Annotated in this window: 26 protein-coding genes and 1 pseudogene; 14 read left to right on the plus strand and 13 right to left on the minus strand. The window is 52.8% G+C overall.

Going from position 1 to position 26,779, the window contains the following annotated elements; genetic code table 11:
* Positions 1-246: 246 nt before the first annotated feature.
* The 4 genes from RAHAQ2_RS22805 to RAHAQ2_RS22820 all read left to right on the plus strand — a co-directional run bounded on the left by RAHAQ2_RS22805 (position 247) and on the right by RAHAQ2_RS22820 (position 2,347).
* Positions 247-654 carry an H-NS family histone-like protein gene (locus RAHAQ2_RS22805; RefSeq protein WP_014341742.1) on the plus strand — a complete coding sequence of 136 codons (408 nt, stop codon included), beginning with the start codon at positions 247-249 and terminating at the stop codon, positions 652-654.
* A 205-nt stretch (positions 655-859) separates the two neighbouring features.
* Positions 860-1,393 carry a cytochrome b561 gene (cybB, locus tag RAHAQ2_RS22810; protein ID WP_014341743.1) on the plus strand — a complete coding sequence of 178 codons (534 nt, stop codon included), beginning with the start codon at positions 860-862 and terminating at the stop codon, positions 1,391-1,393.
* Positions 1,394-1,553: 160 nt separating this feature from the next.
* Positions 1,554-2,018 carry an STM2901 family protein gene (locus tag RAHAQ2_RS22815; protein ID WP_014341744.1) on the plus strand — a complete coding sequence of 155 codons (465 nt, stop codon included), beginning with the start codon at positions 1,554-1,556 and terminating at the stop codon, positions 2,016-2,018.
* The gene (locus RAHAQ2_RS22820) at positions 2,003-2,347 is read left to right on the plus strand and encodes a DUF1493 family protein (RefSeq protein WP_037041064.1); all 345 of its coding nucleotides are present in this window, start codon (positions 2,003-2,005) and stop codon (positions 2,345-2,347) included. The genes RAHAQ2_RS22815 and RAHAQ2_RS22820 overlap by 16 nt, the downstream gene beginning before the upstream one ends.
* A gap of 21 nt (positions 2,348-2,368) precedes the next feature.
* Here the strand turns inward: RAHAQ2_RS22820 and RAHAQ2_RS22825 are convergent, their stop codons facing one another.
* A complete protein-coding gene (locus RAHAQ2_RS22825; protein WP_014341746.1) occupies positions 2,369-2,851 on the minus strand; it encodes an Hcp family type VI secretion system effector in 483 nt (160 codons plus the stop codon).
* A 179-nt stretch (positions 2,852-3,030) separates the two neighbouring features.
* Positions 3,031-3,954, minus strand: a complete 924-nt coding sequence (locus RAHAQ2_RS22830; protein ID WP_014341747.1) for a ketopantoate reductase family protein — start codon at positions 3,952-3,954, stop codon at positions 3,031-3,033.
* A 156-nt stretch (positions 3,955-4,110) separates the two neighbouring features.
* On the opposite strand from RAHAQ2_RS22830, the pseudogene RAHAQ2_RS22835 reads away from it, so the two are divergent.
* Positions 4,111-4,872, plus strand: a pseudogene (locus RAHAQ2_RS22835) (Fic family protein); the annotation flags it as partial.
* 64 nt (positions 4,873-4,936) lie between these two features.
* On the opposite strand, the gene RAHAQ2_RS22840 reads toward RAHAQ2_RS22835, so the two are convergent.
* From RAHAQ2_RS22840 to rhaS (RAHAQ2_RS22855), 4 genes are all read right to left on the minus strand, one after another.
* Complete coding sequence (locus tag RAHAQ2_RS22840; protein WP_014341749.1) at positions 4,937-5,959, minus strand: ABC transporter permease; 1,023 nt, start codon at positions 5,957-5,959, stop codon at positions 4,937-4,939.
* Positions 5,956-6,969, minus strand: coding sequence for an ABC transporter permease (locus RAHAQ2_RS22845; protein WP_014341750.1), 1,014 nt, complete (start codon positions 6,967-6,969; stop codon positions 5,956-5,958). Before RAHAQ2_RS22845 ends, RAHAQ2_RS22840 begins: the two co-directional genes overlap by 4 nt.
* On the minus strand, positions 6,966-8,480 hold the full coding sequence (locus RAHAQ2_RS22850; RefSeq protein WP_014341751.1) for a sugar ABC transporter ATP-binding protein: 1,515 nt from the start codon (positions 8,478-8,480) through the stop codon (positions 6,966-6,968). Before RAHAQ2_RS22850 ends, RAHAQ2_RS22845 begins: the two co-directional genes overlap by 4 nt.
* 67 nt (positions 8,481-8,547) lie before the next feature.
* Positions 8,548-9,540, minus strand: a complete 993-nt coding sequence (gene rhaS / locus RAHAQ2_RS22855; RefSeq protein WP_014341752.1) for a rhamnose ABC transporter substrate-binding protein — start codon at positions 9,538-9,540, stop codon at positions 8,548-8,550.
* Between the two features lie 401 nt (positions 9,541-9,941).
* Between rhaS (RAHAQ2_RS22855) and rhaS (RAHAQ2_RS22860) the strand changes: the two genes are divergently transcribed.
* From rhaS (RAHAQ2_RS22860) to RAHAQ2_RS22875, 4 genes are all read left to right on the plus strand, one after another.
* On the plus strand, positions 9,942-10,757 hold the full coding sequence (rhaS, locus tag RAHAQ2_RS22860; RefSeq protein WP_014341753.1) for an HTH-type transcriptional activator RhaS: 816 nt from the start codon (positions 9,942-9,944) through the stop codon (positions 10,755-10,757).
* Positions 10,758-10,990: 233 nt separating this feature from the next.
* Positions 10,991-12,430, plus strand: coding sequence for an aldehyde dehydrogenase (gene aldA / locus RAHAQ2_RS22865; RefSeq protein WP_014341754.1), 1,440 nt, complete (start codon positions 10,991-10,993; stop codon positions 12,428-12,430).
* Between the two features lie 71 nt (positions 12,431-12,501).
* Positions 12,502-13,083 (plus strand): LUD domain-containing protein, encoded by a 582-nt coding sequence (locus tag RAHAQ2_RS22870; RefSeq protein WP_014341755.1) that lies wholly within the window; start codon positions 12,502-12,504, stop codon positions 13,081-13,083.
* Between the two features lie 140 nt (positions 13,084-13,223).
* A complete protein-coding gene (locus tag RAHAQ2_RS22875) occupies positions 13,224-14,294 on the plus strand; it encodes a coiled-coil domain-containing protein (RefSeq protein WP_014341756.1) in 1,071 nt (356 codons plus the stop codon).
* Between the two features lie 18 nt (positions 14,295-14,312).
* Here RAHAQ2_RS22875 and RAHAQ2_RS22880 read toward each other — a convergent pair whose 3' ends face one another.
* Positions 14,313-15,071 carry an alpha/beta hydrolase gene (locus RAHAQ2_RS22880; protein WP_014341757.1) on the minus strand — a complete coding sequence of 253 codons (759 nt, stop codon included), beginning with the start codon at positions 15,069-15,071 and terminating at the stop codon, positions 14,313-14,315.
* 789 nt (positions 15,072-15,860) lie between these two features.
* On the opposite strand from RAHAQ2_RS22880, the gene pqqU reads away from it, so the two are divergent.
* On the plus strand, positions 15,861-18,014 hold the full coding sequence (gene pqqU, locus RAHAQ2_RS22885; protein ID WP_014341758.1) for a TonB-dependent receptor PqqU: 2,154 nt from the start codon (positions 15,861-15,863) through the stop codon (positions 18,012-18,014).
* A 166-nt stretch (positions 18,015-18,180) separates the two neighbouring features.
* A complete protein-coding gene (locus tag RAHAQ2_RS22890; RefSeq protein WP_014341759.1) occupies positions 18,181-20,580 on the plus strand; it encodes a glucose/quinate/shikimate family membrane-bound PQQ-dependent dehydrogenase in 2,400 nt (799 codons plus the stop codon).
* Between the two features lie 81 nt (positions 20,581-20,661).
* On the opposite strand, the gene RAHAQ2_RS22895 is transcribed toward RAHAQ2_RS22890, so the two are convergent.
* Entirely contained in the window at positions 20,662-21,012 is a 351-nt protein-coding gene (locus tag RAHAQ2_RS22895) for an SH3 domain-containing protein (protein WP_014341760.1), read from the minus strand.
* Positions 21,013-21,053: 41 nt separating this feature from the next.
* The gene (locus RAHAQ2_RS22900; RefSeq protein WP_014341761.1) at positions 21,054-21,512 is read right to left on the minus strand and encodes an acyltransferase; all 459 of its coding nucleotides are present in this window, start codon (positions 21,510-21,512) and stop codon (positions 21,054-21,056) included.
* 214 nt (positions 21,513-21,726) lie between these two features.
* Here RAHAQ2_RS22900 and RAHAQ2_RS22905 point away from each other — a divergent pair, with 214 nt between their 5' ends.
* Positions 21,727-22,089 (plus strand): DUF596 domain-containing protein, encoded by a 363-nt coding sequence (locus tag RAHAQ2_RS22905; protein ID WP_014341762.1) that lies wholly within the window; start codon positions 21,727-21,729, stop codon positions 22,087-22,089.
* A gap of 6 nt (positions 22,090-22,095) precedes the next feature.
* Here the strand turns inward: RAHAQ2_RS22905 and RAHAQ2_RS22910 are convergent, their stop codons facing one another.
* Positions 22,096-22,740, minus strand: coding sequence for a hypothetical protein (locus tag RAHAQ2_RS22910; protein ID WP_014341763.1), 645 nt, complete (start codon positions 22,738-22,740; stop codon positions 22,096-22,098).
* A 137-nt stretch (positions 22,741-22,877) separates the two neighbouring features.
* On the opposite strand from RAHAQ2_RS22910, the gene RAHAQ2_RS22915 reads away from it, so the two are divergent.
* On the plus strand, positions 22,878-23,258 hold the full coding sequence (locus tag RAHAQ2_RS22915) for a nuclear transport factor 2 family protein (protein WP_014341764.1): 381 nt from the start codon (positions 22,878-22,880) through the stop codon (positions 23,256-23,258).
* 6 nt (positions 23,259-23,264) lie between these two features.
* Here the strand turns inward: RAHAQ2_RS22915 and RAHAQ2_RS25330 are convergent, their stop codons facing one another.
* Both RAHAQ2_RS25330 and RAHAQ2_RS22920 read right to left on the minus strand, forming a co-directional pair.
* Positions 23,265-23,504, minus strand: coding sequence for a DUF1272 domain-containing protein (locus RAHAQ2_RS25330; protein ID WP_014341765.1), 240 nt, complete (start codon positions 23,502-23,504; stop codon positions 23,265-23,267).
* A gap of 31 nt (positions 23,505-23,535) precedes the next feature.
* The gene (locus tag RAHAQ2_RS22920; RefSeq protein ID WP_014341766.1) at positions 23,536-24,954 is read right to left on the minus strand and encodes an MFS transporter; all 1,419 of its coding nucleotides are present in this window, start codon (positions 24,952-24,954) and stop codon (positions 23,536-23,538) included.
* Between the two features lie 134 nt (positions 24,955-25,088).
* On the opposite strand from RAHAQ2_RS22920, the gene RAHAQ2_RS22925 reads away from it, so the two are divergent.
* Positions 25,089-25,994, plus strand: a complete 906-nt coding sequence (locus RAHAQ2_RS22925; protein WP_014341767.1) for a LysR family transcriptional regulator — start codon at positions 25,089-25,091, stop codon at positions 25,992-25,994.
* 3 nt (positions 25,995-25,997) lie between these two features.
* Here RAHAQ2_RS22925 and exoX read toward each other — a convergent pair whose 3' ends face one another.
* Positions 25,998-26,660 carry an exodeoxyribonuclease X gene (gene exoX, locus RAHAQ2_RS22930; RefSeq protein WP_014341768.1) on the minus strand — a complete coding sequence of 221 codons (663 nt, stop codon included), beginning with the start codon at positions 26,658-26,660 and terminating at the stop codon, positions 25,998-26,000.
* Positions 26,661-26,779 lie beyond the last annotated feature (119 nt).

Below are 26,779 nucleotides of genomic sequence, written 5' to 3' on the forward strand. Positions count from 1 at the left end.
ATTTAGCTTAATAATATTTTTCTGCTTATTTTGACGTTCTCAAGGTGATTTGTGCGCTAAAAATTTATTAATCCAGACGCAATAAGCCCTTATAAAAAGAACGTATTAAAATTCAATAAACTGAAGGGGCTCACACAGGAATTGTGTAATAAGGTGTAATATTATCCTGACGCAATTGATATCATTATTTGTTTGTGTAGAATCAGAGTCACTAATTTAATGATACATCTCTAAAGTGAGCACATCATGGACAATGCATTAAACGTTTTGAATAATATCCGTACACTTCGGGCTCAGGCTCGCGAAATGCCTTTGAGCACTCTGGAAGAAATTCTTGAGAAACTGACCGCCATTGTCGAAGAAACTCGCGAAAATGCAAAAGCGCGCAGTGCGCAGCAACAAGAGCGCGACGAAAAGTTACTGAAATACCGTGAAATGCTGGCAAACGACGGCATCGCAATTGATGATCTTCTGGGCCACCAGAGCGCCAAAGTCACCACCAAAGCCAAACGTAAGCCACGCCCGGCTATTTATGAGTACACGGATACTGACGGCTCTAAAAAAACCTGGACTGGCCAGGGCCGCACGCCTTCTGCCATTAAAGCAGCACTGGATGGCGGTGCTACACTGGAAAGTTTCCTGATCAAACGCTAACCGAACGGCTGATGTGCTGAGCTTTTCTGCCCCGCTTTTTAGCCGGGCAGAAAAATCCGGTTCATCGCCATTTTTTATTTCCCTTTTTCACCATTTCAGGCGTTCTGCGGATTTTTTCCCCATACATTGTTTCCCCTCATTACTCTTAATGTAAGCTTAAGTCTCAGCAAGTATGGTTAACGTATCTTCGTTTACCGGAACTTCTATGCGTACCCGATATTCCTCTGTGCAAATCGTGATTCACTGGCTGGTGCTGGTTTTAGTCGTTCTTACCTATACTACGATGGATATCAAGGGGGCATTCATCAAAGGCTCACAGGCACGCGAACTATTAACGCTGGCACATTACAGCCTGGGTTTTTGTGTATTATTTCTGATGTGTGTGCGCGTGTTTGTTCGCGCGATGTATACCACGCCCTCCGTTAAACCTGCGCCACCTCACTGGCAACATAATCTTTCAGTGCTGGTTCACGCGGTTATTTATCTGATGTTTATCGGATTACCTGTACTGGGCATTTTATCGAAATACTACAGCGGTCATGACTGGACAATGTTTAACCTAATGATGCCCAAAAGTGTTTTGCCGGATTTGTCATTGCAAAAAGAACTTAAAACTTTGCATACATGGCTGGCAAATGCGGGTTATTACCTGATCGGTTTACATGCTTTTGCGGCGCTCTGGCATCACTATCGTCTGCGTGACAATACGTTGGTGCGGATGTTACCGGGGCGAAAATAGCGCATGCAATGGCAGTCATGAGAAACCGTTATGAGATGTGAAGTAGACGATGCGATTAAAGTGACGCGCCGGGCAGTAAGGGGATTCAGTGTCAGGGAACAATTGTCTGCGTAGGAAAGCGGCGGTATTCTAAAACCCCTCTAATCAAAAGGATATTGAAATGGATACGACTGAAGAGCTGAGCGGAACGTACTTTTATCACGGGCATGCCAATCTGAGTAACCAAGAGTTATTTGGTCTAATTTTTATTGAAAGCTTATCAAACCACCTTGGGTTGGATACTACGGCTACAGTTCTCATTATTACAGGGCAGCCTTACATTCCGGTTCAGGGCAAGGTGGTAACTGCAATACCGGGAACCAGCGTAGCGTCAAAGCTATCGAGGGCCCTTTTAAAGCAAGCCAAACTGCCCTTTGGCCTTAGAGCGTGGACGCCGGTTGGTAAGTCGTTCAATACCTTGACTATGCGAAAAACCACGAAATGGGCTGCACTGATAGATAGATATGTCCCCTTTGTTGGATATGCAATGGCAGTCATATTAATTCAGCAGGTGGCCGCCGAAACCAGATCAAAATATAATTTAATAGCACGTCCAGAAGATCGTATTGCATGGACGTACTTTTAATGGAAGAAAAAGTCTTATTAATGTTCCGCGAGGAAATACCTGGCTACTACGATTTCGATTTGAAAAGGGAAGTGCCGCTTGAGTTTGATACTGAGCTACAAGATTTTGCTCCGGGTGATGATTTCGTATGCGCCCTCGAAGTCTATGAAAAAACCTTTAAAGTGGATCTGTCAGTCGTAAATTGGTCCTTCTACTTTCCGTGGGAAAACCTTCCGTTTTTCACTCGCTGGTTTAAGGTTAAGCGCAAGGATGTAGAAAAAACCAGAAAGCCCTTAACGGTAAGAATGTTCGCGGAATCGGCTAAGGCGGGTAAATGGCTTTATGATTAAGGGGCTTTGGCCCCTTTTTAATCATGCAGTTTGGCGATCATTCCACGAATCAGCAAATATGATGTTCCCATCATTATGCATCCAGGCGATTTTCTCGTAGCGCAACTCAATAGTTTCCATATGATTTTCGTTCGGATTGCTGGCAGCGGCCATTGCTGGCGTAATCGAAACGATACGAACCTTTTCCAGGAGCATGTTGAAATACTCCACTTCCTGACCAGCATCATTTATCCGATACCATTTGATTTCAGCTGAAGCAAGGCATTGACCCGTTGCCACCGCCTTGTATATGTACGGGCTTGAACAGTCGAAATCTTTTACAAGCATCATAGGTGAATGGACACGTGTACCCGTGATTTTTCCCGTACGGTCATCTGTTGGAGTCATCAGGTTATGGTGAAAACCTTTTACCTCGATGCTGTATTCTCGATCTTTCACGTCAACGCCACCTTTAATCAGTGCGCCGCCATCGTCTTTAAGCCATAAATAAGCGGGTATAGCCATTTTCAAAAATTCCATTTTAAAAGTGAGGCTGAAAATTATGACTTTGTCCCGCAGAATACAATTAGAAAAAGTGTAATGCACTGATTTTAAGATGTTTATTATTGCTGGCATTCACTGTCGAAATAAATTTTGAAAGCGCCTGTTCAGCATTTAAATTTGCCGGAACAGGCGGAAAGAATTTACTGTTTTACGAAGTTCTTCTGATATACACACAAATGCGTATACGCCGCCTGTAACAGTGGAATATTTATCCCCACCCGCGTCGCGCGCCCGACCAGATCGCCAATAATCTGATCCGCTTCAATCGGATAACCCTGCATCATATCGCGATACATGGACGAGGTTTGCGGTGAGCTTTTGTCGGTTACCGATTCCCTGATTTTTGCCACCGCAGCCGCGCGTTCCGCGTAGCCAAAGGCTTTCATGGTGGTCAGCGCCTCGGTGACAATGGCCTGTGCGAACTCCGTCCCGCCCGGCGCAGAAGCCACCTGTCCGATGTTGCCGCGCATGGTGCAGGTGATCGCCCCGAAACTCGAGAGCAGCAGCCATTTCTCCCACAAATCCGTAATAATCGTTTCAGAAAGGATGGCTTCAACGCCTGCGCTCTGGAATGCCTGATCGACTTTCAGGATGCGTTCGGTTTTTTCGCCGGAGAGTTCACCGTAAATAATCTGATGCAAAGGCGTCATCTGGTGAACATGCCCGTCAGCATCCAGCGTCGCGTTGATTTTGCACAACCCCCCGATTAATGCATGTTCACCGAAACGCAGGCTCAGCGTCTCCATGTGTTTCATGCCGTTAAGCACCGGCATGACCATCGTGTTTTCACCGACGACCGGCGCGATATCTTTGATTGCTGCTTCCAGCCCGAAGCTTTTTACCGTCAGCAAAATCAGGTCGTAAGACCCGGTGAGCTGTGAGGCCTGTAATACATTGGGTTGAAAATGGAAATCACCGTGCGGACTGTGAATGGTCAGCCCGTCCTGCTGAACGGCCTGCGCCCGTTTTTCACGTAAAAGAAACGTCACATCCTGCCCGGCCTGTGCCAGCCGCGCACCAAAATATCCGCCGGTCGCGCCAGCTCCCACCACTAAAATTCTCATGCGTTATCCTTTTTTATCAAGACATTCAGAAACCCTGTGTTGGTTTAAACTACGGGAGGAGGGCGGCAGGGATCAAGGGCTATGATGAATGAGGGATTTTTGAAGATTTTGCCGCGTGATACTATGCCCCATCACTATTTCAACAAGGAGCACTGAATGGCAGGTTATCAGCCTCCGTACAGTATCACACCGCAGATCCTCAACCGGGTTGTGGACGTCGGGGAATTGCTGGGGCGTTGGGCTGCGCATGCTGAACAGTCATCTGTGCTGCTGCGAAAAGAAAACCGTATCCGCACGATTCAGGCTTCACTCGCTATCGAACACAACAGCCTGTCGACACCGCAGGTGACCGCCATTATGGAAGGCAAACGCGTGCTGGCGCCGCAAAAAGATATTCAGGAAGTGCGTAACGCCATTCTGACGTACGAACAGTTACCGGTATTGAAAAGTCATCGTCTTGAGGATGTTCTGAAAGCTCATCAGACGCTGATGCTCGGACTGGTGGATGCGCCCGGCCACCTGCGCAGCGGCAATGTGGGCGTGTATCGTGACAATCAGCTGATTCATATGGCACCACCGGCCGGGCAACTCCCGCGTCTGATGTCAGATTTGCTGAACTGGTTAAAGGAAACGGATATCCACCCGCTCATCGCCAGTTCTATTTTCCATTATGAGTTTGAATTTATTCACCCGTTTGCCGACGGTAACGGCAGGATGGGGCGCTTATGGCAAACGCTGATCCTCAGCCAGTGGCGTTCAGAGCTGGCCTGGCTGCCGGTAGAAACGCTGATCCATAATCAGCAGCAGGATTACTACCGCATTCTTGGCGAATGCGATCGCGCCAGCGACTGCACGGCATTTATCAGTTTTATGCTCGATAACCTGGCGGAAGCGTTACGTGAAGGCATTGAAACGCAATCCTCACCCTGAACGTCAATGACTCATTCGACACCCCCCGCCCGAAGACGGGGGAGTTAAAACGCTATTTCCCCCGCGCCAGCACCTTGCGGTACAGCACCGGCAGTGAAATCACCACAATCAGCATCGCACCGACAATCACCGACATCACAATCCCCGGCACATTCAGCAGACTGAGGCCGAACGTCAGCAGCCCCATCAGGAACGCGGCAATAATGACGCCGGTCATGCTGCCGGAACCGCCGAGCACGCTGACGCCGCCGAGCACTGCCATGGTAATCACGCTCAGTTCCCAGCCGAGCGCCAGTGTTGGCCGCGTACTGCCGAGGCGCGACGTCAGCAGTACCGCCGCCAGCCCGGACATCACACCCACCAGCACGAACAGCGTCAGGTTATGGCGTTTGACGTTAATACCGGAATACCACGCGGCGACCGGATTATTACCGATGGCATAAGTGCGGCGACCAAAGTTGGTTTTGTGCAACAGGAAATAAAATACCGCCCCCAGCACCAGGAATAACGTGAACTCAAACGACAACGGCCCCCAGACATACCCCTGACCGAACCAGGCAAAACTGGCGGGATATTGATTCAGCGACTGATCACCCAGCAGCACATAAGTCATGCCACGAAACAGGCTCATGGTCCCGATAGTAATCACGATAGAAGACAGATTCAGCCGCGTGACCAGCAGGCCGTTAATCAGCCCGCACAACAAGCCGACGCTCAGCCCGACGCCAACCAGTGCGGGCGTTGGTAAACCGGCCTGTGCGCAGAATCCCATCATGGTGGAACTCAGCGCCATGGTGGAGGCGACGGATAAGTCGATCTCACGGGCGATAATCAGCATCGCCATCGGCAGCACAATGATGGCTTTTTCGGTGAAGTTAAACGTCGCGTCCGACAGGTTCCATATATTGAGGAAATACGGTGAGGCGAACGCATTCACCACAAACACCAGCAGCGTTACCAGCAGCAAAAACCCTTCCCAGCACATCATGCGGCGGAAAAACGGCGTGACGGCCATGGTTGTCTTTTCTCCGGTGGCGGAATGCGGTGTGTTGCGCGACGTTAAGGTCTTGTTCATGAGCTTACCCCGGTTTCAGTTCGCACAGGCTGGACGGCAGGGGAGTGGCGCAGGATCAGCCGTCCTTTACGTTTGTTGGCGCGTTCGTTGAGGATCACGGCGATGACAATCACGCCGCCGGAAATGGCCATCTGCCAGAACGGCGATACTTCAATCACCGGCAGGGCATTATTGATAACGCCGAGGAACAACGCGCCCAGCAGGCAACCGACCACCGAGCCGATGCCGCCCATGGTGCTGATCCCGCCGATCACACAGGCTGCGACAATTTGTAATTCAAAGCCGTTGGCGACATCCACATAAGCCACGGCGAAACGTGAAATCCACAGATAGCCGCAGAATCCGGCCAGCGCGCCGGAAAGGCAGAAGCTGACGAACTGCATTTTGCCCGCATTAATGCCGGTGTAATACGCCGCTGTCGCGTTGCCGCCTGCGGTGTAGAGCGCGCGTCCGGTACGGCTGTAACGCAGGAAATACGCCACCAGAATCAGCGCGGCAATCGCACACCAGCCGAGCAGCGGCAGGCCGATAAAGGTGGCGCGTGGCAGACTGAGAAAGTCAGGGCTCATCTGATGAGCGTTGATCCAGCCGCCATTGGAGAGCAGAAAGATAATGCCGCGATAAATGCTCATGGTACCGAGCGTGACCACAATCGGCGGAATACCCACTTTCCACACCAGCAAACCATTGATCGCGCCCATCACCAGCCCGAGAAACGTCGCCAGTAACACCAGCGACCACACCGGAATATCCGGATGGTGGAAGTTAATCAGTGCGACGATCATGCCGGTCAGCGCCAGATTGGCGGCCATCGATAAATCGATACCTTTGGTCAGCAGCACCATCATCTGCCCGAGCGCGAGGATGATCAGAATCGAGGTATCGTTAAACATCTCAAGCAGGTTTCCGGCACCGACAAACTCCGGTGAACGCGCGCCGACGCCGAGCACCATCAGCACTATCACCACCGCCAGCAGCAGCTCGCGGTATTTCAGCAGGTTTTTGATCATGCTGCCTCCTCGCCCGCGCCGCTGGCCGCGCTGACAATCATTTCTGCGGTCGCCTCACCGGCGTTGAATTCCGCCACCATCAGCCCTTCGTGCATCACAATGATGCGATCGGCCATGCCCATCACTTCCGGTAATTCTGACGACACCATAATCACTGCCAGCCCGCGCCCGACCAGTTCAGACATAAACTGATGTACCGCCGCTTTTGATCCGATATCAATCCCTTTGGTCGGCTCATCGAGAATGATGATGTCCGGTCTGGTCGCCAGCCATTTAGCAATCACCACTTTTTGCTGATTACCGCCGGACAGCGTGCCCACGGCCTGTTTCCAGCTTGATGCTTTCACCTGCAACCGCCGGGCGTAATCATCGGCCAGCGCCCACTCTTTTTTGTCATTGAGCACACCGTGCGGATTAAGCTGGCTGAGCTGCGGCAGGCTGATGTTCTGGCTGATCGGCAAATCAATGATCGCCCCCTGTTTCTGACGTTCTTCCGGCACGTATACAATCCCGGCGCGGATGGCCTGCGACGGGCGGGAGAAATGGTGCTCTTTGCCGTTGATCAGAATTTTGCCGCCGTTTGGCTGCGTGACGCCAAACAGCGCCTGCATCAGTTCGGTACGGCCCGCGCCCACCAGCCCGTAAAAACCGAGAATTTCGCCTTTGCGCAGCGAAAAATTAATGCCCGCAAATTCGGTCGGATGGCTAAGGTTTTGCACCTCAAGCACGGTTTCGCCCGGCTCACAGTTCACTTTCGGGTAAGCCTGGCTGACTTCACGGCCCACCATCATGGTCACCATCTGCTGTTCGCTGATGTCGCTGAGTTTGCCGGAGCCGACATAGCTGCCGTCGCGCAAAACAGTGTAGTAATCGGAGATGGAGAAAATCTCGTCGAATTTATGTGAGATAAACAGAATCGCTTTACCCTCCTGTTTCAGGCGTTCGACAATCTGATAAAACTCAACGATTTCATGTTGCGAAAGGGCAGCTGTGGGTTCGTCGAGAATAACCACCTGCGCATCAAATGACAGCGCACGGGCGATCGCTACCATATGGCGTTGCGCGATGCTTAACTCTTTCAGAATGGCGTGCGGATCAATATTCACTTCCAGCCGCGTCAGGATGTCGCGTGCCTGCTGATGCATCGCCGGCCAGTCCAGACGTTTGAAAATGCCGCGGTAAAGATAGTGACCGACGAAGATATTCTCGGTCACGGAAAGCTCGTCAAACAGCACGGTTTCCTGATGAATGGCGGTGATCCCGACTTTGTGCGCAGATTCCGGATTCGGCAGTTTTATCGGAATGGCTTTATAACGCAACTCGCCTTCTTCCGGCTGATAGATGCCGGTCATGACTTTTACCAGCGTTGATTTTCCCGCGCCGTTTTCGCCAATCAGGGCGGTTACTTTTCCCGGATACAAATCCACGTGAACGTTATTTAACGCCCTGACACCCGGAAAGACTTTGCTGATGCCCTGCAATGACAACAACGGTGTCGCTGAATCACTCATGGAGTTCCCCTGTCTGGCTAAATACAACAAAACGGCCAACCGGCGCACCGGTCAGCCGCATTCAGGATCAGAAGATTTTAGAGAATTTATCGATGTTGCTGGCGTCGTAAACAAACGGCTCAGCCATAGCGCCGCTGCCGTCGGCATCGAGTTTCACCTTGCCTAAACGCCCCATGCTGGCTTCGGTTTTAGTGGCGGTGCCTTTGACCAGATCGTAGGCCAGATAAGTGGCGGCGTAGCCCAGATCAATCGGGTTCCAGATGGCAAAACTTTTGGTGGCACCGGATTTCACTGCCCCCGCCATTTCGGATGGCAGCCCCAGGCCCGTGACATAAACCTTGCCGATTTTGCCCTGATCTTTTACCGCCTGCGCCGCCGCCACAATACCCACGGAAGAAGGGGAAATAATCACTTTCAGGTCCGGGTAGGATTTCAGCAGGCCAATGGTTTCGCGGTAGCTTTTATCTGACAGATCATCGCCATACGCCACCGTCACCAGATTTACCGAAGGGTATTTCGGCAGCACTTTTTTCATTTCCGCAATCCACAGATTCTGATTGGTGGAGGTTGGCGTGGCGCTCAGGATCGCCACATCGCCTTTCTCCACATTCAGCGCTTTCAGCGCGTCGGCGGCGAGTTTGACGTTGGTTTCGCCAATTAACGCATTGTTGGAGGGATTGAGGTGGATCTGGCGGCCATCTTTGGCGACACCGGAATCCCAGGACACCACTTTAATGCCGCGTTGCATGGCTTTTTTCAGCACCGGCACCAGCGCATCCGGGTCATTGGCGGAGACGGCAATGGCATCCACGCCTTGCGCGATCAGACCATTGAGCACTTCGATTTGCGCTTCGGCAGTGGTGGTGGTCGGGCCGGTATAAATCACTTTCACATCGCCCAGTTCTTTGGCAGCCTGCTGCGCGCCGACGTTTGCTGCCTCAAAAAAACCGTTGCCCAGCGACTTTGCCACCAGTGCAATTTTCACTTCTGCCGATGCCGCGCCTGCCAGCAAAATACTGCCTGCTATCAGGGTGAGGCTCAGTACGTGTTTTAATTTCATTGTTTGTACTCCGCATAAGTCCGCATAAAGTTTAACGACTAAAAAATTGCCGACGCGCCAGGCGCATGATCACGACTCTAGGAGGTTGCTGACAGGCTCACCTTTCCGCGAGTGCCAGTTCAGGGCGAACTATGGCAAAGAAGCAAAGGTTTAAGCGAACAACCTCACAATTTGATAACAATCTTATTTCAGGCAGGCTAAACGGTCAGAAAAACACACATTACCGCTTTCAAAAAAACGCACTGAAATAAGGCATAAAGCGACGCGGGACGCCGTATTACGCAGGATTTCGTAAGGCGGGGAATGTTTTGTTCAAAAGCGGCTGGCGGATCACAGTTTCAGCCCGATGGACGCCACGGCGCCGACTAAGATATTACGATAATGTTAATAAGGAGTCGGAAATGACCGTGTTACGCAGTAGTGAGTATTTTCCCTCAGGAGATTTCCCGGTCGCCATTGAACCCCGTTATCCGCAGGAAACGTTTCCTGAACATCATCATCAGGATTTCAATGAAATTGTGCTGGTCGAGCAGGGTACCGGCACGCACGTTTTTAACGATCAGCCGCTGATCCTCAGTGCGGGCAGCGTGTGTTTTGTGCGCCACTGTGACCATCATCTTTATGAAGATACTGAAAACCTGCATCTGACTAACGTGCTGTACCGCAGCCCGGACGCGTTCCGTTTTCTTAACGGCGTCGGCGATTTACTGCCGCAGGAGGTGGACGGGATGTATCCGGCGCACTGGCGCATCAGCCCGACGCAGATTGTGCAGGCTAAAACCCTGATCGACCTGCTGGCGCGACACCCCGTCATGCAATCGCCGGAATCTCAGGCGCAGCAGGAATTGTATTTTATGCAGCTCTTATTATTACTGCGTAAAGGCAGCCGTGATGTTGGCTATCGCGGGCAGGGCGGTGACCTGAACAATCTGCTGGACTGGATGAATGAGCATTACAACGAGGAAATCGACTGGCCTGAACTGGCCGCGCAGTTCTCGATGTCGCTGCGCACCCTGCACCGCCAGATGAAACAGCAAACCGGCTGCACCCCGCTCAACTACCTCAACCGCCTGCGTCTGCTCAATGCGCGCAACATGCTGCGTTTCAGCGACAGCCCGATCACTGAGATCGCCCACCACTGCGGTTTCTGCGACAGCAATTATTTCTCCACATTGTTTAAACGCGAATTTGGCTATGCGCCACGCAGCATCAGGTAGTGAATATCCTGCCTTTTCCGAGCTGCACGGGGTATTTCTGCGGATCCCCGTATTTTGCAGAAATGTTATGTCTGACAGTCGGACCATGACATTTTTGCCATTTCTCAAAATTAAATGGCAACCACGGAAAGGTAAAAACTCAGCGGATAGAACAGGCTGTTAAAACTTCACAAAAAAGAACTTTTTTATTAACAACTCGTTCATCACCTCTATCCGTATTTGGAGACTCCTACATGAGCACAGTTCAGAAACGTATGTACATCAACGGCGGGTTCGTTGAAAACACGGGCGGTAAATGGATTGATGTTGTGAATCCGGCGACAGAACAGGTGATTTCGCAGATCCCTGAAGGGTCGGCGGAAGATGCCAAAAAAGCCATTGATGCGGCCGAAGCGGCGCAGCCAGGTTGGGAAGCCTTGCCTGCGGTAGAACGCGGCGTGTGGCTGCATAAAATTGCCGACGGTATCCGTGAGCGCGAAGCCGAACTGACCGAAACCATTATTGCGGAAGGCGGCAAAACCTACGGCCTGGCGCAAACCGAAGTGCTGTTCACCGCCGATTACCTTGACTACATGGCGGAATGGGCGCGCCGTTACGAAGGCGAAATCATTCAGAGTGACCGGCCAAATGAAAACATTTTTGTGTTCCGCAAAGCTATCGGGGTGACCACCGGTATTCTGCCGTGGAACTTCCCGTTCTTCCTGATCGCCCGTAAAGCCGCACCGGCGCTCATCACCGGCAATACCATCGTGATCAAACCGAGTGAAATCACGCCAAATAACGCCATCATTTTCGCGGAAATCATTCATAAAGTTGGTCTGCCAAAAGGTGTGCTGAATATTGTGACCGGCTATGGTCCGACAGTCGGGCAGGAACTGGCGGCGAATCCGAAAGTCGGCATGGTCAGCCTGACCGGCAGCGTGGCCGCCGGTATTGCGACCATGACCGCAGCGGCGCAAAACGTCACCAAAGTCTCGCTGGAACTGGGCGGTAAAGCCCCGGCTATCGTGATGAATGACGCAGATTTGGATCTGGCGGTGAAAGCCATCGTCAGTTCACGCGTCATCAATACCGGACAGGTGTGTAACTGCGCGGAACGTGTGTACGTGCAGGAAGGTGTGTACGACGAATTCATTTCCCGCATCAGCGAGGCGATGAAAAAAGTCACCTTCGGCAATACCGCTGAGCAAAAAGAACTGGATATGGGGCCGCTGATCAGCGCTGCGGCATTGCAGCGTGTGGAAGAGAAAGTGGCGAAAGCCGTGTCACAGGGGGCAAAAGTTCTGCTGGGCGGAAAACGTCATGGCGATAAAGGGTTCTTCTATCAGCCGACGGTGCTGGTGGATGTGAGGCAGGAAATGCCGATCATGCACGAAGAAGTGTTCGGCCCGGTGCTGCCGGTCGCGACGTTCAAAACGCTGGATGAAGCGATTGCCATGGCAAACGACAGCGAATACGGCCTGACGTCGTCGATTTACACCAGCAATATCAACACGGCGATGAAAGCGCTGAAGCAGCTGAAATTCGGCGAGACTTACATCAACCGTGAAAACTTCGAAGCCATGCAGGGCTTCCACGCGGGCTGGCGTAAGTCAGGTGTCGGTGGCGCCGACGGTAAACACGGTTTGCAGGAATACCTGCAAACGCACGTTGCTTACCTGCAGTTCCATTAATTAACACGCGGCGGCCGGAGCAGGGGAACCTGACTCCGGTTTTGCTGACTTTCACCTGACAAGGAAACCCCATGAACCGCAACGATTTCCTGACCGGCATTCGTCAGCATAAATTCATGCAAACGCTGTTCCCGCCACAGACTCAAAAACCCAATCCGCCTGAGGATTTTGGTCGGGCGCTGACCCTGATGGGCGGTATCTGGGATGACAGGTTCCTGCGGGTGCCGAAAAACGGCTACACCACGCTGAACGCCTATCTGCGCGGGTTATATCCGGCAGACTCTGTGTTTTGCTCCGCCACGCCGGAGATTATCGCGGATGTGGATTTCGATGCGCGCACCGATGCGGCATCGCTGAAAGACGTGGACGTTGGCGTGGTTCGTGCCTGCTTTGGCGTGGCAGAAACCGGCGCGGTGTTTCTCAGTGATCATCATTTATGCGTCAACACGCTCAGCGCGATGGCGAAAAACCTGGTGGTGTTGCTCGACGTTAACCTCATCATCGAACATCTGCATCTCGCCCACCGCCAGCCGCAACCCTTTAATGCCCGCTATGCGATTATGGTCACCGGCCCGGCGGCGATGGCTGACAGTGAAAGTGCGCTGATGCTCGGCGCGAAAGGCGTCAAAAGCCTGCGGGTGATCGCGATTTAAGTCAGAAAATCCACGGATCCTGCTGTACTCACCTCGCTTAAAATAACTCCTGTAAATAAAATAAATCCTATCTGATACAATCAGTAAACGGGTGCACAACGGGCGTGCCCTGACTTTTTACGGCAAGTGAGTGCGATACCATGAGCGTGATACAGAGCCTTATCAAACAAGCGTTTGGAACCGGTAACAGCAACGAAGCCGCCACTTTCCTGGCCAGTGCGTGCAACCGGATGAAGGCCATGGATAAAACGACCATCGCCCGCGAAGTGGAAAGCGCGCTCAGGGGCGTCAGTTTCAGCCGCACTGAGTCAGATAAGGCAAAAGTAAAAACCGTTTATAAAGACACCGCCGTCACGCTCGAAAAACTTGCCTCACTGGAAAAGCAGGTCCGCAGCCTGACCAATGAACTGGCCGTTGCGCGCAACCAGACCCGCGACACAGAAGACGCTGAGCGGATGAAAGGGGAGTTGTTGCGTCTCAACACGCGGATCAGCGAACTGCTGCGCGAGTCGGATATACAGAGAAAGCAGCATGTCGATGAACTGGCATTGTTGCGTTCGCGCCAGCGTGCGGCAGGCAATTCCACCTCCGCAGAACTGGACGCCGCCAACAGCCTGATTGCGTATACCGGCAGTCAGATGGCCGCGATGGCGGCGGCGCGCGATACGCTGCAACAGCGTTTAACCCGGCTGGAAACCGAGACAGAACACCGGTTGCGTGAGGAAGAGGATAAACGTCATGCCGCCAACCGCCGGGCTGACGGGAATTACGCCTTGCTCGGACAGCAGAAAGAACTGACGGCCGAGGCGAACCGTAAAATCACCCAGCTTCGTGCCAGCCTGAAACTCGAAGAGTATGAAGGGCAGAATGCGAAGAATGAAAAGGCGAAACTGAAGAAGCAGATCGCCGGACTGGAAGATGAAAACAGCCGCCTGGCAGAACGCCTGCGTGATAACGAAGAAGACTGCGAGCGGCTCAGCAATGCGCTTGAACGGACAAATCAGGAATTAGTGGCCTACAAAACGCAAAAAGAACGCCTGACCCGCTGGATCCACGTGCCGGGTGCCATGATGGGAGTTTCCGTCGTGGCACTGGTGTTGTATTCAGATGCCCAGCCCGGACATCTGTTTGACAGCCTCGCCCCCGCTGTATTTCTGGGCTGTGTCGTCTATGCCCTTTCCCTGATGATTGCGTTTACCCGCAGGGCGTAGCGGGGGGCGTTTCCCGTCTTACTTCACCGCCCCCGTTGCCGCCTGCTCAATCAGTGCGGCCACTTCTTTTGGATGTGATTCATAAACGGAATGGCTGGCGCCTGCGATTTCAACGGTGTGGCTGTGTGCGCGTTTGGCGTACATACGTTCTAAATCAGGGTTAATGATCTTGTCGGACTTCGCCACCATGTACCAGCTTGGCTTCACTTTCCATGCCGGATCAGGAATGTTTGCCGTGAATACGCTGGCGGACGTCAGCATCTGGGCCTGCGCTTCAAATTCAGCCTGTTTGCGTGGCAGGTCTGCAGCGAAATCAGACGGGAAATTGGCCGGATTGATGTACAGGAAACCGTCCGGCGTTTTCACAAACGGATGCGCGGAGTTCGGGAATTTCTTGCCGTTAATTGCTTCCGTTTCCCCGTTATCCAGCGCATGCGCGGCGATATACACCAGCCCCGCCACGTGCGGATCATTTCCTGCTTCCGTAATAATCGCGCCGCCGTAACTGTGGCCGACCAGAATGGCCGGGCCGTCTTGCATAGCCAGAATACGTTTGGTGGCGGCGACGTCATCGGTAAACGACGTAAGCGGCTCCTGCACCAGGGTCACTTTATAGCCGTCATGTGTCAGGATATCGTACACCGGGCGCCAGCCTGAACCGCCGACAAACGCGCCGTGAACCAGCACAATATTTTTCACCGGTGCGGCGGTGGCTGCCTGTGAACCGAACGCCGCTGTGGCGGCAAATAACAATGTTGAAACTAAACGTAAACGCATGGCACGACCTCTTTTACTGTGATCAGAAATGAAACTCAGTGTGTGATGCCACTTTGAGCGCGGTGCTCTGACAGGGGAGTGACGTGCGGATGACAAAAACGTCATAAAGCCGCGGAACCCGCAGGGCGCTGTGAAAACGCTTCCCCGGCGTTATTTGCGGTTATTTTAAGCATGGCGAGAATTTTCCATTTTATATATTTTGTAAAGACGCCACAGTTTCATTACGCGCAACGGATCGGCTGAAAAAACGGCGATGAATATGTCGTCGTCTTAAAAGAATGGTCTATATTTATTCTGTAGCCTGCGTTTTAGCGTGGGTTTCGAAAGACGAAACGGAATTAGCCAACTGAAAGTATTCTCTGGTAAATACGTGTCAGGTGTCTTTTTTGTTTTTGATAAATATGTTTATTATCAACGAATTGTATATTGTGTAATCGTTACCACCGGGACGCAGATAAATACCAGGCAAGGGTGGGATGAATTTTCGAATGAAAGCGAATTTTTATTTCAGGTGGGGGTAAAAACAGTAACAGACGAGTAAACCCCCATATTTTGCACGGAGATGGAATTTGAAAATGAGGTCAGATGTACACTGCGTGCGGTATTTTGTTAAAAAGTTATATTTGTAAAGTTGCGTATGTACTAACAGGAAGAAAAAATCTATAGTGAGGCCCTTCACGGCTCTCAATCAGATTGGTCGATTTATGTCTACTTCTTATGTCCAAAATTGAGAGATGCGTCGTCTTTTTTTGACTCAACCTTTTAACGTAAAACAAAAGAACTCATAAAGTGAACGCCAAAACCTCTGCTTTTATCATCACGTTTCTGTCATTTTTGAACCCGGTATCAGTCAGTTACGCCCAGTCAGCCACCGCGACGCCGAAAGGTGAGACGGATGACGCATCCGATGCTTCGACGATGATGGTCATCAAACAGGCAGGCACCGGTGAGTTGTCTGAACTCGACACCCCGGCGGCAGTCAGCGTGATTGATGGCGAAGATTTCAGAAACAGCAAAGCGCAGGTCAATCTGTCTGAAAGCCTGGGCAGCGTCCCCGGTTTACAGGTTCAGAACCGCCAGAACTATGCACAGGATCTGCAACTTTCCGTTCGCGGATTCGGCAGCCGTTCTATGTATGGCGTGCGCGGCGTGCGTATTTACGTTGATGGTATCCCGGCCACCATGCCGGACGGGCAGGGGCAGACCTCCAATATCGATCTCAACTCGGTAGAGCGTGTTGAAGTGTTGCGCGGGCCGTTCTCGGCGCTGTACGGCAACGCCTCCGGCGGTGTGGTAAACGTCGATACCCAAACCGGTTCACAGCCTGCCAGCCTGGAAGCCGGCACTTATTTTGGCAGCTACGGTTCGTTTCGTAACAGCGTCAAAGCCAGCGGCGCAACCGGCGACGGCACCCATGCCGGTGATGTGAATTACCTGATTTCCGGTTCCCGTTTCACCACTGATGGTTACCGTGACCACAGCGGTACGCAGAAAAATCTCGGCAACGGCAAACTGGGCGTGCGCATTGATGATGCCAGCACCCTGACACTGATGTTTAACAGCGTGTCCGTGGATGCCAACGATCCGGGCGGCCTGACAGAATCTGAATGGCACGATGACCCGAAGCAGGCCAGACGCGCCGATCAGTACAACGCACGTAAAAGTCTTGATCAGACGCAGGTCGGCCTGCGTTATCAGCGTCAGATGGGCGAAAACGATGAGTTTAGCCTGATGACTTATCACGGCGAGCGTCACACCACGCAATATCAGACTATCCCGGCTACGTCGCAGAAAAATCCGCTGAACGCGGGCGGGGTGATTGTTCTGGAACGTAAATACTCCGGCGTAGACACCCGCTGGAAACATGACGATCAGATAGGTTCCGTGCCGTTCTCGGTTACCGGCGGTCTGGATTATGAAACCATGACCGAACGTCGTTTCGGCTATGAGAACTTCAACAGTGAAGGCGATCTGGGTGTGAAAGGCGACGAACGCCGTAATGAAAAAAACGTGATGTGGAACCTCGATCCCTATCTGCAAACCACGTGGAACCTGACATCGCGCTGGACACTCGATGCCGGTGCGCGCTACAGCACCGTGAGTTTCGACTCGCAGGATTATTACATTACCGGCAGCAACCCTGATGACAGCGGTTCGCGCCGTTATCATAAACTGCTGCCGATGGCGTCCCTGAACTATGCCGTGACGCCTGCACTGAACACCTATATTTCTGCCGGTCGTGGTTTTGAAACGCCGACCATTAATGAACTGTCTTACCGCACCGACGGTAAATCGGGCCTGAATCTGGGGCTGGAACCTTCCACCAGTACCACCGTGGAGCTGGGCAGCAAATGGCGCGTGGGCAACGGCTTGGTGACCGCCGCCGTCTTCCAGACCGATACTGATGACGAGCTGATTGTGGCACAAAGTACCGGCGGTCGGTCGAGCTACACCAACGCCGGTAAGACACGCCGTCGGGGTCTGGAACTGTCATTAGATCAGCAGATTGAAGAAAACTGGCGCGTAAAAATGGCCTGGACGCTGCTCGATGCGACCTTCCGCAATGAGACCTGTGGCGCGGGTGATTGCACACCCGCAGGCAACCGTCTGCCGGGTATTGCGCGCAACATGGGCTACGCTTCTCTGGAGTGGGCGCCGGTTGAGGGATGGCACGCGGGTGCCGATATCCGCTACATGAGCGACATTGAAGTCAACGACGAAAACAGTGAACAGGCACCGGCATATACCGTCGCCAGCGTGAATGCGGGTTACCGCTTCAACTGGAACAACGTGACGCTCGACTTGTTTACCCGTGTCGACAATTTGTTCGACAGAAATTATGTCGGGTCTGTGATTGTCAATGAAGGCAACGGCCGTTATTTCGAACCGGCACCTGGCAGAAACTACGGTGGCGGAGCTACGCTTTCTTATAGTTTCGAATAATTTTCAGTCAGTAACCACAACGAACCACGCGGTGCTGCCCGTTACCTGCACTTTTTGAAGCAGGGCAGCACATGCAAGGAATGACACCCGGTGAAAACCGGATGTTCTTGAAGATTCAGGCTATCCCTGAATCGACGATTATAAAAAATCAGTAAGGTCATCAACTATGGAAACGAAAGCCTCGTTATCACGCATTGTCGTCATAATTACCGCTTTGTTCGCCGCGTTAAGCGGGATTTACCTTCTTGCCGGTGGTATCTGGCTGGCAAAATTAGGAGGTTCTCTTTATTACATCATTGCCGGTGTTATTTCGCTGGTTACTGCGTGGCTGCTTTACCGTCGCCGCTCTTCTGCATTATTGCTCTATGCCATCTTCCTGTTCGGCACCACTGTCTGGGCTGTATGGGAAGTGGGCACAGACTTCTGGGCACTGACGCCGCGTCTGGACGTCACCTTCTTCCTGGGTCTGTGGATCCTGCTGCCCGTGGTTTATAACCAGATGCTGGCGAAAAACGCCTTTGCACGCGGCGCGCTGGCAGTTTCTCTGCTGTTCACCGTGATCGTGCTGGGCTACGCCATCTTTAACGACCCGCAGGTGATTAACGGCACCATCAAAGCGGCGGATTCTGCTCCGGCAAAATCTGAGTCCGGCATCCCTGATGGCGACTGGCCGGCGTATGGACGTACTCAGGGCGGTACCCGTTACTCGCCACTGAACCAGATCAACGATAAAAACGTCAGTAAGCTCGACGTGGCCTGGACTTTCCGCACCGGTGACCTGAAGACCCCGAACGATCCGGGCGAAATCACTGACGAAGTCACGCCAATCAAAATCGGCGACATGCTTTATCTGTGTACGCCGCACCAGAAGCTGTTTGCTCTGGATGCCGCAACCGGTAAAGAGAAGTGGAAGTTCGATCCTGAGCTGAAACCCAACCCAACCTTCCAGCACGTGACCTGTCGTGGTGTGTCTTATCATGAGACCACACCAGCCGCAGAAGGCAACGCCACCAACGGCGCGGCGCCTGCTGTCTGTTCCCGTCGTATCATTCTGCCTGTCAACGATGGCCGTCTGTTTGCGCTGGACGCTGAAACCGGCGCACGTTGCCCGGCATTTGGCAACAACGGTGAGCTGAACCTGCAAGGCAACATGCCTTATGCAACCCCAGGCCACTACGAGCCAACTTCACCACCTATCATCACCAAATCTGTGATCATCGTGGCGGGTGCGGTTACCGATAACTACTCAAACCGCGAACCTTCCGGCGTGATCCGTGGTTTTGATGTTGAGACCGGTAAACTGCTGTGGGCCTTCGATCCGGGTGCGGCTGAGCCGAACAAAATCCCTGAGGATGGTCAGCATTTCACGCCGAACTCCCCGAACTCATGGGCACCTGCGGCTTATGATGACAAACTGGATCTGGTTTACCTGCCAATCGGCGTGGCAACCCCTGATATCTGGGGCGGCAACCGTACTCCGGAAATGGAACGTTTCGCGAGCGGCCTGCTGGCGCTGAATGCGACCACCGGTAAACTGGCCTGGTTCTATCAGACTGTGCATCACGACCTGTGGGATATGGACGTGCCAGCGCAGCCAACGCTGGCTGATATCACTGACAAGAGCGGCAACAAAGTTCCGGCGATTTATGTACCGACCAAAACCGGTAACATCTTCGTGCTGGATCGCCGTGACGGTAAGCTGATTGTTGATGCGCCTGAGAAACCTGTTCCGCAAGGCGCGGCGAAAGGCGACCATGTGTCTCCGACCCAGCCATTCTCCAAACTGACTTTCCGTCCTGAAGCCAAACTGACCGGTAAAGACATGTGGGGCGCTACGATCTACGACCAACTGATGTGTCGTGTGATCTTCCACAAACTGCGTTATGAAGGCACCTTCACGCCGCCATCCGAGCAGGGCACTCTGGTGTTCCCGGGCAACCTCGGTATGTTCGAATGGGGCGGTATTTCTGTGGATACAGACCGTCAGGTGGCTATCGCGAACCCGATTGCGCTGCCATTCGTGTCTAAACTGATCCCACGCGGTCCGGGCAACCCTATCGAGCCAGATGCGAACGATAAAGGCGGTTCCGGTACCGAGACGGGTATTCAGCCGCAGTACGGCGTGCCATTTGGCGTGACGCTGAATCCGTTCCTGTCTCCGCTGGGCTTCCCATGTAAACAGCCTGCATGGGGTTACATTTCCGGTGTTGACCTGAAAACCAACGATATCGTGTGGAAAAAACGGATCGGTACCGTGCGCGACAGCTCACCATTACCGCTGCCGTTCAAAATGGGTATGCCCATGCTGGGCGCACCGGTTTCTACCGCCGGTAACGTGTTCTTCATCGCGGCAACCGCAGATAACTACCTGCGCGCGTTCAACATGAGCAACGGTGACAAACTGTGGGAAGCACGTCTGCCAGCAGGCGGCCAGGCAACCCCAATGACTTACTCCGTCAATGGCAAACAGTACGTTGTTATCGCAGCAGGCGGTCACGGTTCGTTCGGCACCAAACTGGGCGATTACATCATCGCTTACGCACTGCCAGACGCTGATGCTAAATAATTAGCGGTGTTATAAGTTCTGAAATCTGAAAGGCCGCGAAAGCGGCCTTTTTTATAACTGCTGCGCGGGTAACATTATCTGTCACTTGCTGATGTTCATTAGGTTTTCCTCAGGCACCCAACCTGATTCTCCAGATTTGTTGCATGCCCAGAACCAGCCGTTGAGCTTTTTCTCCAGCGTGAGGACTTCCCCCGGAGCAACCGATAATTCATATGCCGTATAATTCTCAGTGCAAATTCCCCGGTCCGGAGCACTAAGGGTAAATATTTGCTGGGGCGCCCATCCTGCATTGCCTGAACTCTGACGGATCCATATCCAGCCGCGCCATTCCAAATCACAATGACTGATCATGACGATTTCGTTTTCTCTCAATGTAATAGGATTAGGGTAAGAAGAACGATGCTCCTTAATGACCTTTGCAAGGCTGTTCAAGAAAAGACCTCCACAGACTCATAAATTTTGGGGCAGAGGAGCTACAACGTGCGCAACCACCGTGCGGGATTTCCGGCGTAAATGCCTTTTATCGTGATGTCTTTCGTCACTACGCTTCCCGCACCAATCACTGTGCCATCGCAGATTGTGACGCCCAGAATGGTCGCACCGCTGCCAATGGAAACATCGTTACCCACGTGAATTCTGGCCCATGAATTTCGTTCCGCATCAGGCCTGCCGGTTTTAAACATATCATTAGCAAACATCACACCGTGGCCGATAAAGCAGTTTTCCCCGACAGTGACATATTCACAAATAAAGGTATGCGACTGGATTTTTGTCCCCCGTCCGATGCTGGTGTTGGCCTGAATTTCCACAAAGGGCCCGACAAAAACGTCGTCATGCAAAGTGCAGTCATACACATTAGCGGGTTCGTAAATCACCACATTCTGGCCTGCTTTCACATTACGGATTTGCACGTTGCGTGAGGCGTGATGCATTTTATTTCTCCTGTCTGAAGTTACCCGAACAATTTCGATGAATATTGCGGGTGATATACCGATGAGTCTTTAGTTTTATGATATGGGGAAGTATTGTTCATCATAAAATAGCAAGGAAAACGCGTTATGACAGATAGGGACACTGGCCGCAGGATGAATAGCGGAGTGTTTTGCTGTTAACAATCAAATTATTTGAATAAAAAAGGGCCCGGTAATGGAAATTAAAACAGTCTGCGATGCCGTTTCAGAAAGCGCCTGCGGACTATCAATAGGCGCCGTTTGGCAACATATCAGTGTCGAATGCGCGCATATTCCTGACAACGATGCCTTTCGGGTTGAGGTGTTTTTTACCTTGCTGGAAAGATTGATGAATGAAGGGAAAATCAGACTGGCCTCAGGCGGCGAGTATCTCGGCGGAACACACGGCCAGCAATTACAACAGTTAAAAGACGCGTGGCCCCGGGGGAATTCAGAGGATGAATTTGACGATCTCGACGATACCGGTTACTGGTTTTTAGCCCGATCACCGGCAGGCATTGTCTGGATCATGCCCGATGGCAGGGAAATCTGGACATAGGTTTCGCTATTTCTTGCAGCCTGTCACTTGCGGATAATTGCGGCAAACCAGACTGAGTTTATGTTTCGGTTCAAAACCTTTATCCAGCATGCATTGCTGAACTTTCGCGGCCTTAAGAATGGTAGGAACGAAAGGAACCGAGCCTAACGGTTTCGGATACCCGCAGTCATACATCACCTGTAACGCGAGCTTATCGTTCTCAACAGCGTGCGAAAAATGCAGTGAGGCGCCCGTTTTACGCCAGCTGATAAGCTGCGATTCATCCCGGCCTGAATCCGGTTTGATCGGGTGAAAACCCTCATCGGCTACAAAAGGTAGCGCTTCAAGCTGCCGCTGGCTGAGCGGATGTCCCTGCTGTTTCTCGATGCAGGCAGGGGTGTTTTTGTGGACATCACAGATATGAAAATCATGTTTATAGGTAAACCCTTTTCCTTCCATGCACTGGTAATACAGTACCGTTTCATTAGCGGTAAAATCAGGTTCCGGTCCCGGCAGCGGAACGCCACATTGTCCCATCGCAACACGCGCGTCATCTATGGTGCTGTCAGGGCGCTGCCACTGGGTTAAATCAGGTGGAGGCGGACAGCCGGTGAGCAGAAAAACCGAGGCGATCAGAGCAGATAACGAAACCAGAGAAGTGGTACGGGGCATAAAAATCCTTTTTAATAATAATGATATAGAATTCTTTAACTCCCTTTATGCGGCGGGAGTAGCAGAAGAAGGATAACTTTAGCTCAGTTTCAGGAAACAGACGCGTTTATATATATCCTGAAGTAAGGAGAAGACCGATGACCGTTGTTTTGGATGAAATAAAGGCACTGGAATGCAGTCTCCATGGTGTCCGGCGGAAAGATAAATTATGGCTGGAAAAGGTCTTGCATGCGGATTTCAGGGAAATCACGCGTTCGGGGGTGATGGTTGACCGGCAACAAACAGTGGCGGCGCTGACTGCTGAAACACAGGATTTAAGGCTCGAAGCAGAGGGTTTTCAGCTACAGACGCTTAATGAAAGTTGTGTGATCCTGACGTATAAAACCTTTCTGAACAGGGGCAACGAAAACCGCCGTTACACGCTGCGCGCATCTTGCTGGACGAATGCCGGAGGAACTGGCTGGCAGATGATTTTTCATCAGGGCACGCCAGCGGCTGAAACGCTGACGTGCGGATAACGTTCACTAAGAAGCACAACCCTCTGGCTTAAAGACCCGCGCAGTTGAGGCCGGATTATTTGCCAGCTTATTCGCCGGTCTGCGCGGACGGGCGACAAGTTCTCCGCCGCAGTTGGGGCATATTCCCTTCAGCGTGTTTTCGGCACAAGGAACGCAGAAGGTGCATTCAAACGAACAAATCCTCGCATCGGCGGCAGGCGGCAGATCGGTGTTGCAGCACTCACAGTTGGGTCTCAGTTCCAGCATAGAATTTATCCTTCCTCAGCACGTTTATGTTTCAGCCATTCTGCAGGTGAGTGGCAGGGTTTCGCAAGCGGCTCAGGCTGATCAGCATCGCCACAACCGTCGCAATCACCGCCACCCATAAACTGACCTGTACTGCCTGGGCTTCCTGCAACACACTCCTGGCTGAATAAATTGTCAGGATAACGCCGACGCAGGCGGCACCGAGACACTGGCCGAAGGTGCGCATAATGGCCAGTACGCCGGAGGCATAACCGCTGTTTTCCCGCGACGCATTGGAAAGCATTTCACGGTTATTCGGGCTCTGGAAACAGCCGAAGCCCAGTCCGCAGATAAAGCTTCTCAGACCGATATCCCAGACCTGTGGATGTGCGGGGAGTTGCGCAAGTAACAATAACCCCACCGCAAATACTGCCAGACCCACAGTAGAAATAATGGCTGCGGGATAGCGGTCGGCGAGGCGTCCTGCATGCGGTGCCGCCAGAATAATCCCCAGCGGCCACGGCGTGAAAAGCAACGCGGAAACGAAGGCGCTGTAACCGTATACGCTCTGGAACAGAAACGGCAGCGCAACAAAGGTAATCCCCTGACTGACGAAAGAGGCCAGCGAGGTGAAGGCCGCCAGCGTGAACCGTGCAGAGGCAAACATGCCGAGCGGCAGCAGCGGTTTTGGCGCGCGACGCTGCCGCCAGACAAAGGCCACGCCTGCGATGATCGCTGTCAGACCATAGGTAATGGCGGTGGCAAGTTCGTCATTTCCCGGACGCGCAAAGGATTCTGCCGCCATAATCAGCGCGCCCAGTGCGACCGCCGATAAAATCGCCCCCGCCGTATCAAACGGCTGGCGCGTACTGGCCGGGTTTGATGGCACCACGCGAAGGGTAAGAACAACCGCAATGATGCCGAGGGGAATATTGATCGCAAACAGCCACTGCCAGCTCATCGCCGATAATATCGTCCCGCCCAGCACCGGCGCGACAGCGGTGCTGGTGGCGATCATCAGGGCATTCAGCCCCAGTATTCGCCCGAGAAGACGGTTGGGGAAAACGGAGCGCAATATCGCCGGACCGATACTCAGCGTCGCCGCTGCGCCGATGCCCTGAAGTACCCGCATGATAATCAGCATATCGAGCGACGATGACAACGCACAACCCAGGGAGGCGAGAGTAAACACCGTCAGTCCGGCGGCAAACAACCGGCGAAAGCCGATGTGACTGGCCAGCGCGGCGAAGATTGCCAGTGTCATGGACGCCGACAGCAGATAACCGTTCGACACCCACACCGCTGCGCCTGCTGAAATATCCAGCGCCTGTGCGATTTGCGGCAGCGCGATGTTGACCATCGAGCCGTCGAATACCGCCATCGTTGCCATGATCATCACAGCGGCCATGGCGAATCCGCGCTCGCGGCCGGGTAACCCTTCATCGCCTGGTTTGTCGGAAAATAATTCCATAACGCATTCGCCTTATTGATATTGAGTCACGCAACTATACCGGCAGGTAATATAGTGCGGAAGACGCAGCATCTGCACTAAATACCTGCACCAAACGCCTTCTCTCATTTTTACCGCTGCGCTAGTATGGTGGAATGACTGAACCCGATCTGAACTTACTGATTGCCCTGGATGTGCTTCTCGCTGAAGGCAGTGTGGCGGGGGCTGCACGTCGTCTGGGATTAAGTGCGTCGGCCATGAGCCGCACATTGAGCCGCCTGCGTGCCACCACCGGCGACCCGCTGCTGGTGCGCGCCGGGCGCAATATGGTGCTGACGCCTTATGCCGAAGAAATTCGTCAGCGCACCCGGAATGTAGCGTTTGAGGCGCGCGCCCTGTTGCGGCCTTCATCCGCAGATTTCAACCTGGCCAGACTTGAGCGCACTTTCCTGATCCGTTCCAATGATGGTTTTGTGGTGGCGTTTGGCGCCGCGATGATCGCCGCCGCTGCACAGGTTGCTCCTTGCGTCTGTTTGCGGTTCATGCCAAAACCGGAGAAAACCTCAAATGCGTTGCGGGAAGGGCGGGTCGACCTTGAGATCGGCGTTTTAGGCGAAATGGGGCCGGAAATTCGCTTACAGACGTTGTTCCGTGACCGGTTTATGGGGGTGGTGAGAAAAGGCCATCCGCTGGCGCTTAAGAAGGCGATTACCGCGGAAGACTATGTGTCATTCGGACATGTTGTCGTTTCACGTCGCAACAATACCTACGGACCCGTGGATGACGCGCTGGCTGAAGTCGGGCTGAAACGGAAAATTGCCGCCGTCGTGCCGGGTTTTTCCGCCGCCCTGGCGATTGCGCAAAACTCCGATCTGGTAGCGCTGATCCCCGGATCATTCCTGATTGCTGAGCCAGACCGGTTGTATGCTTTCGAACTGCCGCTGAAAACCCGTGAAATCACGATTTCCCAGATGTGGCATCCGCGTTCTGAAGTCGACCCGGCGCACCGCTGGCTGCGGCAACTGGTGCTGAAGGTGTGTCGTGATGAGGTACCGCTGTAATGCCTACGGCACTTCCAGATAATGCTTCAGCGTCATCCGCAGGTCCGGCGTTAATTCTTTGATGTTATTCAGCATCCAGCGCAGATACATCGGGTCGTCTTCGGCGATTTCGGCAATTTTCCTGCCGCGATATTTGCCGAACATCATGGTGCTGACTAAAGCAGGGCGCCCGGTAATGGTCACCATTTCTTCCGGTGTCCAGCCTGATTCATCCATGATGCGGATAAGTAACGCGGCGGTGATGTAGCAGTCAAACAGCGCGCGGTGATGATGCAGATCCGCAGGCGTTGCCACTTCCAGTTTGAGGGATTTATACAGCGCCATATTGCTGTACTTGATCCCCGGCCATAAACGGCGTGACAGTTTCACGGTGCAGATCCATTCACCCTGCATTTCAGGCAGCATGCGCTGGTCAAAACTGGCGTTGTGGGCCACATAATATTGACTGCCGTGATAACGCGCAATGATCTCCTCAATCCACGGTTTGTCGGCCACCATCGCCTCGGTAATCTTGTGTATTGCCATCGCCTGATGGCTTATCGGACGGTCAGGACGTACCAGATCACTCATCGGGTTGACGATTTTCCCGTCTTCAATGTCGACCGAGGCGACTTCCACCACGCCGCCCTGTAATCCACAAGTTTCCGTATCAATAACGCGCAACATAGTCCACTCCGGCTGCTCACCAAACACTTTCTAAAAACGTTAGCCTAACGGATTGACTTCCCCGTGCCCACTTTTCTCATCACAAAGTCAGGGCCGGAATATCCCCTACATCCCATCCG

The organism is Rahnella aquatilis CIP 78.65 = ATCC 33071, assembly GCF_000241955.1.
In the GTDB taxonomy this organism is placed as follows: domain Bacteria; phylum Pseudomonadota; class Gammaproteobacteria; order Enterobacterales; family Enterobacteriaceae; genus Rahnella; species Rahnella aquatilis.

What these genes read in the sequence shown, in the direction of transcription:
- cybB (WP_014341743.1), top strand. Translation starts at nt 860, where the DNA reads ATGCGTACCCGATATTCCTCTGTGCAAATCGTGATTCACTGGCTGGTG.
- RAHAQ2_RS22820 (WP_037041064.1), top strand. Translation starts at nt 2,003, where the DNA reads ATGGACGTACTTTTAATGGAAGAAAAAGTCTTATTAATGTTCCGCGAG.
- RAHAQ2_RS22905 (WP_014341762.1), top strand. Translation starts at nt 21,727, where the DNA reads ATGGAAATTAAAACAGTCTGCGATGCCGTTTCAGAAAGCGCCTGCGGA.
- RAHAQ2_RS22875 (WP_014341756.1), top strand. Translation starts at nt 13,224, where the DNA reads ATGAGCGTGATACAGAGCCTTATCAAACAAGCGTTTGGAACCGGTAAC.
- RAHAQ2_RS22925 (WP_014341767.1), top strand. Translation starts at nt 25,089, where the DNA reads ATGACTGAACCCGATCTGAACTTACTGATTGCCCTGGATGTGCTTCTC.
- RAHAQ2_RS22830 (WP_014341747.1), bottom strand. Translation starts at nt 3,954, where the DNA reads ATGAGAATTTTAGTGGTGGGAGCTGGCGCGACCGGCGGATATTTTGGT.
- exoX (WP_014341768.1), bottom strand. Translation starts at nt 26,660, where the DNA reads ATGTTGCGCGTTATTGATACGGAAACTTGTGGATTACAGGGCGGCGTG.
- RAHAQ2_RS22825 (WP_014341746.1), bottom strand. Translation starts at nt 2,851, where the DNA reads ATGGCTATACCCGCTTATTTATGGCTTAAAGACGATGGCGGCGCACTG.
- RAHAQ2_RS22910 (WP_014341763.1), bottom strand. Translation starts at nt 22,740, where the DNA reads ATGCCCCGTACCACTTCTCTGGTTTCGTTATCTGCTCTGATCGCCTCG.
- RAHAQ2_RS22815 (WP_014341744.1), top strand. Translation starts at nt 1,554, where the DNA reads ATGGATACGACTGAAGAGCTGAGCGGAACGTACTTTTATCACGGGCAT.
- RAHAQ2_RS22840 (WP_014341749.1), bottom strand. Translation starts at nt 5,959, where the DNA reads ATGAACAAGACCTTAACGTCGCGCAACACACCGCATTCCGCCACCGGA.
- RAHAQ2_RS22805 (WP_014341742.1), top strand. Translation starts at nt 247, where the DNA reads ATGGACAATGCATTAAACGTTTTGAATAATATCCGTACACTTCGGGCT.
- RAHAQ2_RS25330 (WP_014341765.1), bottom strand. Translation starts at nt 23,504, where the DNA reads ATGCTGGAACTGAGACCCAACTGTGAGTGCTGCAACACCGATCTGCCG.
- RAHAQ2_RS22845 (WP_014341750.1), bottom strand. Translation starts at nt 6,969, where the DNA reads ATGATCAAAAACCTGCTGAAATACCGCGAGCTGCTGCTGGCGGTGGTG.
- RAHAQ2_RS22880 (WP_014341757.1), bottom strand. Translation starts at nt 15,071, where the DNA reads ATGCGTTTACGTTTAGTTTCAACATTGTTATTTGCCGCCACAGCGGCG.
- aldA (WP_014341754.1), top strand. Translation starts at nt 10,991, where the DNA reads ATGAGCACAGTTCAGAAACGTATGTACATCAACGGCGGGTTCGTTGAA.
- RAHAQ2_RS22900 (WP_014341761.1), bottom strand. Translation starts at nt 21,512, where the DNA reads ATGCATCACGCCTCACGCAACGTGCAAATCCGTAATGTGAAAGCAGGC.
- RAHAQ2_RS22920 (WP_014341766.1), bottom strand. Translation starts at nt 24,954, where the DNA reads ATGGAATTATTTTCCGACAAACCAGGCGATGAAGGGTTACCCGGCCGC.
- rhaS (WP_014341753.1), top strand. Translation starts at nt 9,942, where the DNA reads ATGACCGTGTTACGCAGTAGTGAGTATTTTCCCTCAGGAGATTTCCCG.
- rhaS (WP_014341752.1), bottom strand. Translation starts at nt 9,540, where the DNA reads ATGAAATTAAAACACGTACTGAGCCTCACCCTGATAGCAGGCAGTATT.
- RAHAQ2_RS22915 (WP_014341764.1), top strand. Translation starts at nt 22,878, where the DNA reads ATGACCGTTGTTTTGGATGAAATAAAGGCACTGGAATGCAGTCTCCAT.
- RAHAQ2_RS22890 (WP_014341759.1), top strand. Translation starts at nt 18,181, where the DNA reads ATGGAAACGAAAGCCTCGTTATCACGCATTGTCGTCATAATTACCGCT.
- RAHAQ2_RS22850 (WP_014341751.1), bottom strand. Translation starts at nt 8,480, where the DNA reads ATGAGTGATTCAGCGACACCGTTGTTGTCATTGCAGGGCATCAGCAAA.
- RAHAQ2_RS22870 (WP_014341755.1), top strand. Translation starts at nt 12,502, where the DNA reads ATGAACCGCAACGATTTCCTGACCGGCATTCGTCAGCATAAATTCATG.